The sequence below is a fragment of the Stenotrophomonas indicatrix genome (assembly GCF_050573115.1).
GTDB lineage: Bacteria > Pseudomonadota > Gammaproteobacteria > Xanthomonadales > Xanthomonadaceae > Stenotrophomonas > Stenotrophomonas lactitubi_A.
Window position 1 is genome coordinate 238158 of sequence record NZ_JBNYZT010000003.1, and the last position, 13147, is coordinate 251304.

At 66.8% G+C, this 13147-nt stretch carries 12 protein-coding genes; 7 read left to right on the forward strand and 5 right to left on the reverse strand.

The genetic code is table 11. The features are described from left to right. Positions 1 to 21 precede the first annotated feature (21 nt). Both lptG and lptF read right to left on the reverse strand, forming a co-directional pair. Positions 22 to 1128: an LPS export ABC transporter permease LptG gene (lptG, locus tag ACQ5SA_RS09875; RefSeq protein WP_499314111.1), complete on the reverse strand. Its 1107-nt coding sequence runs from the start codon at positions 1126 to 1128 to the stop codon at positions 22 to 24. Further along, the gene (gene lptF / locus ACQ5SA_RS09880) at positions 1125 to 2207 is read right to left on the reverse strand and encodes an LPS export ABC transporter permease LptF (RefSeq protein ID WP_340570026.1); all 1083 of its coding nucleotides are present in this window, start codon (positions 2205 to 2207) and stop codon (positions 1125 to 1127) included. Before lptF ends, lptG begins: the two co-directional genes overlap by 4 nt. 104 nt (positions 2208 to 2311) lie before the next feature. On the opposite strand from lptF, the gene ACQ5SA_RS09885 reads away from it, so the two are divergent. The 5 genes from ACQ5SA_RS09885 to ACQ5SA_RS09905 all read left to right on the forward strand — a co-directional run bounded on the left by ACQ5SA_RS09885 (position 2312) and on the right by ACQ5SA_RS09905 (position 8339). Further along, on the forward strand, positions 2312 to 3790 hold the full coding sequence (locus ACQ5SA_RS09885; protein ID WP_499314112.1) for a leucyl aminopeptidase: 1479 nt from the start codon (positions 2312 to 2314) through the stop codon (positions 3788 to 3790). A 97-nt stretch (positions 3791 to 3887) separates the two neighbouring features. After that, positions 3888 to 4313, forward strand: coding sequence for a DNA polymerase III subunit chi (locus ACQ5SA_RS09890; protein WP_025879359.1), 426 nt, complete (start codon positions 3888 to 3890; stop codon positions 4311 to 4313). A gap of 19 nt (positions 4314 to 4332) precedes the next feature. Beyond that, complete coding sequence (locus tag ACQ5SA_RS09895; protein ID WP_025879360.1) at positions 4333 to 4524, forward strand: YqaE/Pmp3 family membrane protein; 192 nt, start codon at positions 4333 to 4335, stop codon at positions 4522 to 4524. Positions 4525 to 4558: 34 nt separating this feature from the next. Next, positions 4559 to 7387, forward strand: coding sequence for a valine--tRNA ligase (locus ACQ5SA_RS09900; RefSeq protein WP_499314113.1), 2829 nt, complete (start codon positions 4559 to 4561; stop codon positions 7385 to 7387). Positions 7388 to 7517: 130 nt separating this feature from the next. Beyond that, entirely contained in the window at positions 7518 to 8339 is an 822-nt protein-coding gene (locus ACQ5SA_RS09905) for an EamA family transporter (protein ID WP_499314114.1), read from the forward strand. Positions 8340 to 8397: 58 nt separating this feature from the next. Here the strand turns inward: ACQ5SA_RS09905 and rimI are convergent, their stop codons facing one another. From rimI to pssA, 3 genes are read right to left on the reverse strand one after another with little or no spacing between them, the layout of a single operon-like run. Then, on the reverse strand, positions 8398 to 8895 hold the full coding sequence (gene rimI / locus ACQ5SA_RS09910) for a ribosomal protein S18-alanine N-acetyltransferase (protein ID WP_499314115.1): 498 nt from the start codon (positions 8893 to 8895) through the stop codon (positions 8398 to 8400). Beyond that, the gene (locus tag ACQ5SA_RS09915) at positions 8892 to 9347 is read right to left on the reverse strand and encodes a hypothetical protein (RefSeq protein WP_499314247.1); all 456 of its coding nucleotides are present in this window, start codon (positions 9345 to 9347) and stop codon (positions 8892 to 8894) included. Before ACQ5SA_RS09915 ends, rimI begins: the two co-directional genes overlap by 4 nt. Positions 9348 to 9400: 53 nt before the next feature. Beyond that, a complete protein-coding gene (pssA, locus tag ACQ5SA_RS09920) occupies positions 9401 to 10180 on the reverse strand; it encodes a CDP-diacylglycerol--serine O-phosphatidyltransferase (protein ID WP_089238651.1) in 780 nt (259 codons plus the stop codon). Positions 10181 to 10260: 80 nt separating this feature from the next. On the opposite strand from pssA, the gene ACQ5SA_RS09925 reads away from it, so the two are divergent. Both ACQ5SA_RS09925 and ACQ5SA_RS09930 read left to right on the forward strand, forming a co-directional pair. Further along, positions 10261 to 10638, forward strand: a complete 378-nt coding sequence (locus ACQ5SA_RS09925) for a DUF4124 domain-containing protein (protein ID WP_499314116.1) — start codon at positions 10261 to 10263, stop codon at positions 10636 to 10638. 613 nt (positions 10639 to 11251) lie between these two features. After that, positions 11252 to 12955 (forward strand): proline--tRNA ligase, encoded by a 1704-nt coding sequence (locus tag ACQ5SA_RS09930; RefSeq protein WP_499314117.1) that lies wholly within the window; start codon positions 11252 to 11254, stop codon positions 12953 to 12955. Positions 12956 to 13147: the final 192 nt, after the last annotated feature.

The following is a 13147-nucleotide window of genomic DNA, read 5'->3' on the forward strand; positions in this document are numbered from 1 at the left end:
CATGGCCCGGCGCTGCCGCAATCAGCCCGATTTGCGTCGGAACAACAATCCGGACACCGCCAGCATCACGATCGGCGGCAGCGCGTAGGCAATGCGGTAGTCGAACTTCAGCGCGCCAGCCATGCGGCCGAAGAACAGCTGCAACAGCCAGAACGCCAGCGCGAACAGGATGCCCAGGAACAGGCGCTTGCCCATGCCGCCACTGCGCAGCGAACCAAACGCGAACGGCACCGCCGCCAGGCACAGCGCCAGCACATTCAGCGGATAGAACCAGCGGCTCCAGTACACATCCTCGTAATCCCGTGCATCCAGCCCGTTGCGCTCGCGGTAGGCGATGCTGGTGCTCAGCTCGGACACGCTGAGGTTGCGCGGCTTGGCGATGCCGGTGGCCAGGGCTCCGGCGTCCAGCTTGGAATTCCACGGCTCACGGGCCACTTCCTGGCGCGTTGCCGAGCGCTCGCCGAACGAGTCACGGCGCACGCCGGTCAACACCCAGCCATCCTTGTCATGCTCGGCGGTGGCGGCATGGGTCAACGTGCCGACCCGCCCATCCTCGTTGATCTTGTAGAGGCGCACGTCGCGCAGAATCAGCCGGGTGCCCTTGTCGCCGACCAGCTGTTCTTCGCCACTCTGTGCGTTGAGGAAGGTGTCACCCTCGCGCGCCCACAAGCCGGAGTAACGCGCTACCGCCATGTCGGTGCCCCACTTGGCACTCATCTTCAGCGAATCAGCGCGGTTCTGGCCCCAGGGCCCCAGGGTCTCGGCACTGATCACCATCAGCCCGGTCAGCAGCGACAGAGCGATCGCCACCGACACGCTCAGGCGCTTGCGCGACAGACCGAGCGCACGCAGCGCGGTCAGCTCCGAGGTCGCGGCCAGCTGGCCCAGGCCCATCAGCGCACCGATCACCGCCGCGGTCGGGAACATCGTGTAGGCCCGGCGCGGCACGGTGTACAGCACCCAGGCTGCAGCATGGCCCAGCGAATAGCCGTTCTTGCCGATGTCCTTGAACTCGCCGGAGAAGGCCATCAGCACGTCCAGGCCGACCAGCACCGCCCAGGTCAGCAGCACGGTACCCAGCACCGCGCGGCCCAGGTACAGATCGAAACGCATCGGTCGCAGCATCATGCGCGGGCTCCCTTCGGGCGGGCCATGCGGCCGTCACGCGCGTACATCCAGATCGCCAGTGCCAGCAGCGGCAGGGTCAGCCACCACAGGCCAAGCGCCGGCGGAATCTGGCCGTTGGCAATCCAGCCGCTGCCGATGAACATCATGTTGGTGCCGACCATATAGGCCAGCAGAGCCAGCATCATCCGTCCGTAGCGCTGCTGGCGCGGCGAACTGCGGCCCAGCGGCACGGTCAGCAGGGCGAAGGCCAGCGCGATCAGCGGCGGGGCCAGGCGGCGATGCAGCTGTGCCTGCGCCTCGGGGCGCTTGTCGCCGAACAACGCGGTGGTCGGCATCAGTTCGGGATCATCACTCTTGCGGGCCTCGCTGCCGTCGGGCAGCGCCACGTCGTTGCGGGCGAAGGTCGCCAGGCGGTAATCCAGTGCACCGGCCGCCGGCCCTTCCAGCTGGTGGCCATCATCCAGTTCGAGGAAGCGCTGGCGGGCGCCTTCGAAGTACATGCGACCGCTGGCGGCGGACACCACTTCAAGGCGATCCTCCTTCTGCCGCTGCAGGAACACCCGGCCCAGCTGGCTGCCATCGGGGGAGATCGAGGCGACGTAGACCACGCCACCATTGGGCAGCGGGGTGAACCGGCCCGGCTCCAGGCCGGCCATCAGCACGCTGCGGTTGGCGTCCTGGATCATCTGTTCGGCGGTGCGCTGGGCCCAGGGCCCCAGCCACAGCGAACAGGCACCGACCACCGCAATCACCGGCAGCACCAGCAGCAGCAGCGGCTTGAGCAGGCGTTTGGGGCCGACACCGATGGCGGTGATGACCGCCATTTCCGAGTCGCGGTAGAGGCGGGCGATGGCCAGCAGCAGGCCCAGCATCAGTGCCAGCGGCAGGATCAGCGGCATGTAGACGATGAACTGCAGGCCCAGCTGCGAGAACAGCAGCTTGGCCGGCAGCCGCCCGTCGGCGATGTTGCCGAGGATGTCCACCAGCACGCCGCCCACGCTGACCACCAGCAGGACGATCAGGGTAGCCAGGAAACTCTGGACGAAATCGCCCAATAGATAGCGGTCGAGCTTCAACATGGGGCGGTGGTTTAAACTCTCAGGTTCGTTCGCGGTGCCGCCCAGTCTAGCGTCTGGGCGTAAACGGTCCGCGATTGTACGGACTTGCCAATGGAATCTGCTCAATGGCTCTCGAATTCACCCTGAACCACCTCGCTGCGGCTTCGGCCGCCGTTGACTGCCTCGTCGTCGGCGCCTATGCCGACCATACCCTGACTGCGTCCGCGCAGGCACTGGATGCTGCAAGTGGTGGCCGCCTGGCCGCCCTGGCCCAGCGCGGCGACCTGTCCGGCAAGACCGGCGCCACCACCCTGCTGCACGACCTGCCGGGCGTGACCGCCCCGCGCGTGCTGGTGGTCGGCCTCGGCGATGCTGCCCGCTTCGGCGTGCCGCAGTACCTGAAGGCGGTCGGCGATGCCGTACGCGCGCTGAAGGCCGGCGCTGCCCGCAGCGCACTGTTCACCCTGTCCGAAGTGGCGGTGAAGGACCGCGACGCGGCCTGGGCGATCCGCCAGGCGGTGATCGCCGCCGACCACGCGGCCTACCGCTACACCGCCACTCTGGGCAAGAAGAAGGCCGACGATGCCGGCCTGGCGCAGCTGGCCATCGCCGGTGAGGACGCGCAGGCCCTGGCCCAGGGCCAGGCCATCGCCGCCGGTGTCGAGTTCGCCCGCGAGCTGGGCAACCTGCCGCCGAACTACTGCACCCCGGCATACCTGGCTGAAGTGGGCGTGAAATTCGCCGGCGAGCATGACGGTGCCGAAGCCGAAATCCTCGACGAGACCCAGATGGAAGCGCTGGGCATGGGCTCGCTGCTGGCCGTGGCCCGTGGCTCGGCCAACCGCCCGCGCCTGGTGGTGCTGAAGTGGAGCAATGGCGGCGACGCCAAGCCCTACGTGCTGGTCGGCAAGGGCATCACCTTCGATACCGGCGGCGTCAACCTGAAGACCCAGGGCGGCATCGAAGAGATGAAATACGACATGTGCGGTGGCGCCAACGTCATCGGCACCTTCGTCGCCGCGGTCAAGGCCAAGCTGCCGTTGAACCTTGTCGTGGTCGTGCCGGCGGTGGAAAACGCCATCGACGGCAACGCCTACCGTCCGTCCGACGTCATCACCTCGATGTCGGGCAAGACCATCGAAGTCGGCAACACCGACGCCGAAGGCCGCCTGATCCTGTGCGACGCCCTGACCTACGCGCAGCGCTTCGAGCCAGCTGCCCTGGTGGACGTGGCCACCCTGACCGGCGCCTGCCTGGTCGCCCTCGGCCACCAGACCGCCGGCCTGATGAGCAAGCACGACGACCTGGCCAACGAGCTGCTGGCCGCCGGCGAGCAGGTCTTCGACCGCGCCTGGCGCCTGCCGCTGTGGGACGAATACCAGCCGATGCTGGATTCCAGCTTCGCCGACGTCTACAACATCGGCGGCCGCTGGGCCGGTGCCATCACCGCTGGCTGCTTCCTGTCGCGCTTCGCCGAAGGCCAGCGCTGGGCCCATCTGGACATCGCCGGCGTGGCCAGCGATGAAGGCAAGCGTGGCATGGCCACCGGCCGTCCGGTCGGCCTGCTGAGCCAGTGGTTGCTGGACCAGGTCGCCCGCGCCTGACGCTGTACCTGACCCTGGCCGGCAACCGCCGGCCGGGGCCTCGCCGCTCCAGCCGTCACCCGGCATGGATCGGCACCTGCCTCACCTGGATGCCGCCATGCCCCGCGCCGACTTCTACCTGATCGCCAAGCCCCGATTCCTGACCGAGCCGTTGCGCCTGGTCTGCGAACTGGCGCGCAAGGCCAACGACGCCGGGTTGTTCACCCTGGTGCTGGCACGTGACCAGGCCCAGGCCGAAGAACTGGACGAACTTCTCTGGTCGTTCGACGACGATGCCTACATTCCGCACCAGATCGTGGGTGAGGATGTGGACGAGGAAGAGGCGCTGGTGCTGATCGCCCCGCCCGGTGGCGAGGCCCCCGTGCGGCCGCTGGTGATCAACCTGCGCGACGAACCCTGGCTGGGCCAGTGCGAGCGCGTGCTGGAAGTGGTGCCGGCCGATCCGGAAGCGCGCGAACCGCTGCGCGAGCGCTGGCGCCAGTACAAGACCGCCGGTTACGACCTGAACAAGCACGACATGTAAGCCCTGCGAGGACCCCTTGATGCGCCTGCTGATCGCCCTGATTCTTCCCTGGCTGTCCTTTTTCACCATCGGCCGGCCGTTTGCCGGCATCGTCTGCCTGATCCTGCAGATCACCCTGATCGGCTGGCTGCCCGCCGCGATCTGGGCTGCCTATTCGGTCAGCCAGTACCACACCGACCAGAAGATCCGGCGCACCCTCGGGTCGCGCTGATCTCCCTTCCCGCCTTGATGACTGGTTCCCCCGCATGACCCAACTCGCCTCCAGCTACGACCCGAAGTCCTTCGAGACCGACCTCTACGAGGCCTGGGAGAAGGCCGGCCATTTCAAGCCGTCCGGCAAGGGCGAGCCGTACACCATCCTGCTGCCGCCGCCGAACGTGACCGGCACCCTGCACATGGGCCATGCCTTCCAGCAGACCCTGATGGATGCGCTGGTGCGTTACCACCGCATGCGCGGCTACGACACGCTGTGGCAGGTCGGTACCGACCACGCCGGCATCGCCACCGAGATGGTGGTCAGCCGCAACCTGGCGCTGGAAGGCAACGGTGAGACCCGCGATTCGCTGGGCCGCGAGGGCTTCATCGGCAAGGTGTGGGAGTGGAAGCAGCAGTCCGGTGACATCATCGAACGGCAGATGCGCCGCCTCGGCACCTCGGCTGACTGGTCGCGCAGCACCTTCACCATGGACCCGCAGCCGTCCGAAGCGGTGATCGAAGCCTTCGTGCGTTGGCACGAACAGGGCCTGATCTATCGTGGCCAGCGCCTGGTCAACTGGGATCCGGTGCTGAAGACCGCGATTTCGGACCTGGAAGTGGAGAGCGCCGAGGAAGACGGTTTCCTGTGGTCGATCGCCTACCAGCTGGATGAAGGCCTGAGCTACGAGCACGTCGAGCGCGATGCCGACGGCGTCGAAACCCTGCGCGAAACCCGCGATTACCTGGTGGTTGCCACCACCCGTCCGGAAACCCTGCTGGGTGACACCGCGGTGATGGTGCACCCCGAAGACGAGCGTTACCTGCACCTGATCGGCAAGAGCGTGGTGCTGCCGCTGACCGGCCGCCGCGTGCCGGTGATCGCCGATGACTACGTGGACCGCGCGTTCGGTACCGGCGTGGTCAAGGTCACCCCGGCGCATGACTTCAACGACTATCAGGTGGGTGTGCGCCACAGCCTGCCGATGATCAACCTGTTCACTCCGGTGGCGGCGATCAACGACAACGCGCCGGAACGTTTCCAGGGGCTGGACCGTTACGACGCGCGCAAGGCCGTGCTGGGTGAACTGGAAGACCTGGGCATCCTGGTCGAGACCAAGGCGCACAAGCTGCAGGTGCCGCGTGGCGACCGCACCGGCCAGGTGATCGAGCCGTACCTGACCGACCAGTGGTTCGTGAAAATGGACGAACTGGCGCGTCGTGGCCTGGAACTGGTCGAGGACGGGTCAATCGCCTTCGTGCCGCCGAACTGGATCAACACCTACCGCCACTGGATGAACAACATCCAGGATTGGTGCATCAGCCGCCAGCTGTGGTGGGGCCACCGCATTCCGGCGTGGTTCGATGCCGCCACCGGCAACTGCTACGTCGGCCGCAGCGAAGAGGACGTGCGGGCGAAGCACAATCTCGGCAGCGACGTGGTGCTGAGCCAGGAAAGCGACGTGCTGGAGACCTGGTTCTCCTCGCAGCTGTGGCCGTTCTCCACCCTGGGCTGGCCGAACGAGCAGGCGATGGCCGAGCGCGGTTTCGACCGCTACCTGCCGTCGTCGGTGCTGATCACCGGCTTCGACATCATCTTCTTCTGGGTGGCGCGCATGATCATGGCCACCGACAACCTGACCGGCAAAGTGCCGTTCAAGGACGTCTACTTCACCGGCCTGATCCGCGATGGCCAGGGCCAGAAGATGTCCAAGAGCAAGGGCAACGTGCTCGACCCGCTGGACATCATCGACGGCATCACCATCGATGATCTGGTGGCCAAGCGCACCGGCGGGCTGATGCAGCCGCGCATGGTGGAGAAGATCGAGAAGGCCACGCGCAAGGAGTTCCCGGACGGCATCGCCGCCCATGGTGCGGATGCGCTGCGTTTCACCATCGCCGCACTTGCCACCCATGGCCGCGACATCAAGTTCGACATGAACCGCGCCGAGGGCTACAAGAATTTCTGCAACAAGCTGTGGAACGCCAGCCGCTTCACCCTGATGAACACCGAAGGTGCGGCGTTCACCGGCGTGCCGACGCCGCGTACCGATGCCGAGCGCTGGATCCTCTCGCGCCTGGCCGCCACCACCGCCGAAGCGCAGGGTCATTTCGCCGCCTATCGCTTCGACCTGCTGGCGCAGTGCCTGTACGAATTCGCCTGGAACGAGTTCTGCGATTGGTTCCTGGAGCTGAGCAAGCCGGCGTTGAACGGTGCCGATGCCGCCGACGCTGACAGCACCCGCCACACGCTGTTGTATGTGCTGGAGGCGCTGCTGCGCCTGCTGCACCCGCTGACCCCGTTCATCACCGAACAGCTGTGGCAACAGCTGGCCCCGCGCCTGGGCCTGGCCGAAACCACGCTGTCGCTGCGTCCGTACCCGACCGCCGCCGAGTTCGAGGGCGACCATGCGCAGGCCGAGGCCGACGTTGAATGGTTGAAGGCAGTGATCAGTGCCGTGCGCCGCGTGCGCAGCGAACTGAACGTTGCCCCGTCCAAGCTGGTGCCGCTGCGCCTGCTGGCCGGCCTGGAACAGGACCGCGTGCGCATCGAGCGCTTCAGTGCCTCGCTGTCGTTCCTGCTGAAGCTGGACAGCATCCAGTGGCTGGCCGACGCACAGAGTGCGCCGCCGGCAGCCGCCGCGATCGTCGGTGAACTGAAGCTGCTGGTACCGCTGGAAGGCCTGGTTGATCTCGATGCCGAGCGCGCGCGCCTGGACAAGGAGATCAAGCGCGTGGAAGGCGAGCAGGAGAAGAGCGAGACCAAGCTGGCCAAGTTCTCCGACAAGGTGCCGCCGGCGGTGATCGAGCAGGAGCGCGTGCGCCTGGTCGACTGGAACAACCAGCTGGCCGGCCTGCGCGAGCAGCGCGCGAAGCTGTAACAGCTGATCGGGTGGGTGCGGACCTTGGTCCGCGCCGCTGTGAAGTGCCAACCAAGGTTGGCACCTACCCTGCAGAGCAATGTGCCGACCAAGGTCGGCACCCACCCCTGCCTTTTGGCATCATCGCCTGATGCCGCTTTCCCTCTTCCTGCTGGTCCTCGCTGCCGCTGCACTGCACGCCAGCTGGAACGCGATCGTCAAACGCGGACCGGACAAATTCCTCGGCACGGTGCTGGTCACCGGCAGCGCCGCGCTGTTGTCTGCGCTCGTCCTGCCGTGGCTGCCCTTCCCCGCCGCGGAAAGCTGGCCGTGGCTGATCGCATCGGTGCTGCTGCAGGTGACGTACTACGCGTTGGTCGCACGCTGCTACCAGCAGGTCGACATGAGCCTGGCGTATCCGATGATGCGCGGCTGCGCGCCGATCCTGGTTGCGCTGGCCGGCGCCGTGCTCGGCGAACGCCTGCCGCCGTCGGCCTGGCTCGGCGTCATCCTGGTGAGTGGCGGCATCCTGTGCATGGCCCGCGGCGCATGCAGCGGCCAGCTGCGGCTGCCGTTGCTGACCGCCGCGATGATCGCCACCTACACGCTGGTCGATGCGCAGGGCGCACGGCTGTCCGGCAATGCGCTGAGCTATACGTTGTGGCTGTTCCTGCTGTCGGGCATTCCGTTGCCGCTGTGGGCACTGCATCGGCAGCGCGGCAAGCTGCTGGCGTATGCGCGCCAGCACTGGCCGCTGGGTGTGGCCGGCGGCATCGGCACCACCGCATCGTATGCGATGGCGCTGTGGGCGATGACCCAGGTGCCCGTGGCCATGGTGTCGGCGCTGCGCGAATCGTCGATCCTGTTCGCGCTGCTGATCTCGGTGTTCCTGCTGCGCGAGCGGGTACCGCGTGCACGCTGGACGGCGGCGACGTTGATCGTGGCCGGCGTGTTGGCGCTGCGGCTGGCGTAAACAACGCATCGGCAGCGCCGGGCCATGCCCGGCGAGCGCAGCGGCCACGCGACGCCGATTACAGCGGCGGCATCGTCTCCAGCTCGCCGTCCACCAGTTCGATCGCCATCACCAGCGCATCTTCGCGCCCCTGCGCAGCAGGGTAGTAGCGGGGGCGCCGGCCGATCTCGTTGAAGCCTTCGCTGTGATACAGCGCCAGGGCTGGCGTATTGGACGGACGCACTTCCAGGAACACCCGCTGCGCACCTCGATCACCAGCCAGGCGGACCAGCGCACGCAGCAGCTCACGGCCGAGGCCACGCGACTGCACCAGCGGATCGATGCAGATGTTCAGCACATGCGCTTCATCGGCAGCGAGGCTGAGCACGCCATAGCCGATCAACATGCCATCGCGCTCCATGGCCAGGCCGGGGTAACCGGCGCGCAGGCAATCCAGGAAAATGCCGCGGGTCCAGGGATAGGGATAGCCACGCACTTCGATGGCCATCACCGCGTTGAGATCGCTCTCGCGCAGTGCACGCATCGCCACCGGCCCGGGCTGGCTGACCGCACTCATGCGTTTCCGCCCTTGCGCAGCGCTCGCAGCTGCGGCCACAACGCGCGCTTGGCAGCAGGGTCGCGACGCAGTTGTTCCAGCGGCCAGCTTTCCATCAGCGTCTGTGTGGCGGGGTCGTTGGGATTGCAGCCCGACGCTCGCAACAGCGCGATCTGCAGGCGATCAGGCAGGCGCACCAGCGGCTGGCGCGCGTTTCCGGTGGGCAGCGGACGGGCAGCAGCCGGCACGGTATCCGGCGCCGCCACCGGCACGGCAGTGCGTGGCGGCGCGCGCTCGGGCCGCTGTTCCGGCGCAGGATCGCGCTGGTTGCGCGTGTGCTGCGTCGAAGGTGGAGCCGTGCGCGTCGGCTCGACCGCCGCAGGCATCGATGCCTCGGCTTCGGCCACGCTCAGCTGCAATGCCGCGTCCATCTCGGCGGCCAGCTGGCCGTCGTGATAGACGGTGTAGCCCATGGCCTGCAGCCAGGCCTGCTGGGCCGGGGACCACAACACGGGCAGGTCCTGACTCACGCTGCCTCGGGCTTCTTGCGCAGGCGCTGCACGCCCCACATCACCGGGCCTGACAGGGCGTAGAGGATGCCGACGACGAGCAACACACGTGGCAGATCGATCACCGCGATGGCGATGCCGATCGGTACCAGTGCCAGCACCAGGAACGGGACTCGGTCTGAACGTGCGCCCTCCTTGGCGGCGCCGCCCTTGAAGCTCCAGAAGCGGATGCGGCTGACCATCAGCAGTGCGGCGACAAGGGTCACCGCCAGCGCCACGAAGCGCAGCTCGTTGCCGTTCCAGCCCAAGGTGCCATCGGCGAAGGCCCACACGAAGGACATCATCAGGCCGGCAGCAGCCGGGCTGGCCAGGCCGACGAACCAGCGCTTGTCGACCACGGCCACCTGGGTGTTGAAGCGGGCCAGGCGCAGCGCCGCGCAGGCGGCGTACAGGAACGCCACAGCCCAGCCCAGGCGACCGACCAGCTCACCGTCGTACTTCAGTTCCGACAGGGACCAGTGGTACATCACCAAGGCGGGCGCCATGCCGAAGCTGACCAGATCGGCCAGCGAGTCGTACTGCACGCCGAACTCGCTGCTGGTACCGGTCAAACGCGCGACACGGCCATCGAGTCCATCCATCACCGCCGCCACGAACACGGCGATGCTGGCATTGACGAAATCTCCGTTGGCCGCGGCGATGATGGCGTAGAAGCCAGAGAACAGCCCAGCCGTGGTGAACAGGTTGGGCAGCAGGTAAATCGTGCGCGAGCGCGGCGGCGGTGTGATCGGGTCCATGGAATCCAGTTTAATCGACTTGCCAGCGGTCGGCGCCAATGCTGCAATCGGCGTTCTACGCCCATTCTGCGGAGTTTGCCATGCGTGCCCTGTCCTGCCTGGGATGCCTGCTGCTGTTGGCCAGTACCACTGCGCTGGCCGGCCCTGTCTACAAGTGGAAGGACGCCAAGGGCGTGACCCAGTATTCGGAAACGCCGCCGACCGGGGCCAAATACGAGACCCGAGCCCAGGCCAGGACACCGGTAGCGGGAGAAACGGAGGCAGCCAGTGCCGCTCCGGTGCCCAAGGAGTGCAGCACCGCCCGCGCCAACGTGGCGCTGCTGGAGGGCGGCGGCCCGGTGATGCAGGACACCGATGGCGACGGCAAGGCCGATACCGCGCTTACCCCTGAACAGCGCAGCGCGCAGAAGGACCTGGCCGAGGCGACGATCAAGGCGTACTGCCCACCGGCGGGTTGAGGGGGTAGCGGCCGGGCGGCGCCCGGCACCCGCAGAGGCAACGGCCGGAGCAACTGCAACGGCGGCTTCCTGGGGGATGGCGGGGCACTGTGGGTTTGCGGGGCCGCCGTGAACCCGTCCATGGGGGCTTGGTCGCCGCATCCATGCGGCTCACACCCCGCAAACCCACAGTGCCCCGCCTTCGACAGTTTCCCGGTGGCCAGTAGATCCACGCCATGTGTGGATGAATCTCCATCGAAATCGAATATTTCGACAATTGAACGTAGAACATCCACGCATGGCGTGGATCTACGGTGTCGACCAAGGTCGACACCCACCAAGAGCAGGCCATGCCATAGAGCAGGCCATGCCGTCCAGACAGATTGCGGAGATCTGTCGAAGGCGGGGTGGGTCCGGTTGCGGGGGCGTGAGCCGCATGGATGCGGCGACCGAGCTTACATGGACGTACTTGCAGCGGCCCCCGCAACCGGACCCACCCCGCCATCCCACGGAATACCCGCTTTTGCTTTGGCCGTTGCTCTGGCCGCTGCGGGTGCCGGGCGCCGCCCGGCCGATACCCCTCCCCCGGCCGGGCTGGCAGAATAGGTGTCTCTGCCGTAATCCGAAGCCGACGATGCGCCTCTCCCAGTTCCACCTGCACACCACCAAGGAAACCCCCAGCGACGCCGAGCTGACCAGCCACCGGCTGATGCTGCGCGCGGGCATGATCCGCAAGCTCGCGTCCGGCCTCTACACCTGGTCGCCGCTGGGCCTGCGCGTGCTGCGCAAGGTCGAACGCATCGTCCGCGAGGAAATGGACCGCGCCGGTGCCGTCGAATTCCAGATTCCGACCATCCAGCCGAAGGAACTGTGGGAGCAGACCGGCCGCTGGCAGAAGTTCGGCCCGCAGCTGCTGAAGATCAAGGACCGCAAGGAACAGACCTTCTGCTACAGCCCCACCGCTGAAGAAGCGGCCTGCGATTTCGCGCGCAGCGAACTGTCCAGCTACAAGCAGCTGCCGGTGAACTTCTACCAGATCCAGACCAAGTTCCGCGACGAGATCCGTCCGCGCTTCGGTGTGATGCGTGCGCGCGAGTTCCTGATGAAGGACGCCTACTCGTTCCACCTGCACGACGAAGACCTCGTGCGTGAGTACGAAAACATGAAGGTGGCCTACAGCCGCATCTTCACCCGTCTGGGCCTGGATTTCCGCATGGTGCAGGCCGATTCCGGTGCGATCGGCGGTGATGCCTCGCAGGAATTCCACGTGATCGCCGATTCCGGTGAAGACGCGCTGGTGTTCTCCACCGGTTCGGACTACGCCGCCAACATGGAAGCGGCCATTGCCGCCGATCCGGCTGCGCGCGCTGCGGCCAGCGAAGCGCTGCGCAAGGTCGAAACTCCGGTCCAGAAGACCTGCGAAGACGTTGCCGCCCTGCTCGGCATCGACCTGCAGCGCACGGTGAAGTCGGTGGCGCTGATCGCCGGTGAAGGCAAGGCACAGCAGTTCGTGCTGGTGCTGGTGCGTGGCGACCACGAGGTCAACGAAATCAAGCTGGGCAAGGTTGCTGGTCTGGACGAGCAGCGTTTTGCCAGCGAAGTAGAGATCGCCGACTACCTCGGCAGCGTGCCGGGCTTCCTTGGTCCGGTCGCAGCGGCCAAGCCGATCCGCGTGGTTGCCGATCGCGAAGTGGCGGCGATGTCCGACTTCGTCGTCGGTGCCAACGAGGCCGGTTTCCACCTGGCCGGCGTCAACTGGGGCCGCGACCTGGCCGAACCGGAAGTAGCCGACATCCGCAATGTACGCGCGGGTGATCGTGCGCTGGATGGCGGTGAACTGAAAATCGCCCGCGGTATCGAAGTCGGCCACGTGTTCCAGCTGGGCCGCACCTATGCCAAGGCGCTCGATGCCACCGTGCTGGACGAGAACGGCAAGGCCGCAGTGATGACGATGGGCTGCTACGGCATCGGCATTTCGCGTGTGGTCGCTGCAGCCATCGAGCAGAACCACGATGACGCCGGCATCATCTGGCCCGACGCGATGGCGCCGTGGCAGGTGGTGGTCTGCGTGATCAATCCGAAGGGCGACGCGGCCGTGGCCGATGCCGCTGCAGGCCTGCTGCAGGAGCTGCGCGACGCAGGTCTGGATGCTGCACTGGACGACCGCGGCCTGCGCCCGGGCGCGATGTTCGCCGACATGGAACTGATCGGCATCCCGCACCGGGTGGTGGTCAGCGAGCGCGGCCTGGCCGCAGGGACCTTCGAGTACCGCTCGCGCCGCGCGGCCGAAGCGGAGAGCCTGGACAAGGCCACCCTGCTGCAGCGCCTGCAGGATTGATCGGAAAAGACCGGGGTATACCCCGGTCTTTTTTTGCCGGACGGCCGCCCCCGGAAAATCGCAGCGGACATAATCCGGTCAAAATGGTCGCAACCGGGCCAGCCAGCCGACAGACGGTGACCTCAACTGTTTGTGCTGGGATTAATTCCTCATTACTCTGTCCCGCGACGCCACGGACCGGCTCGTCCCTGT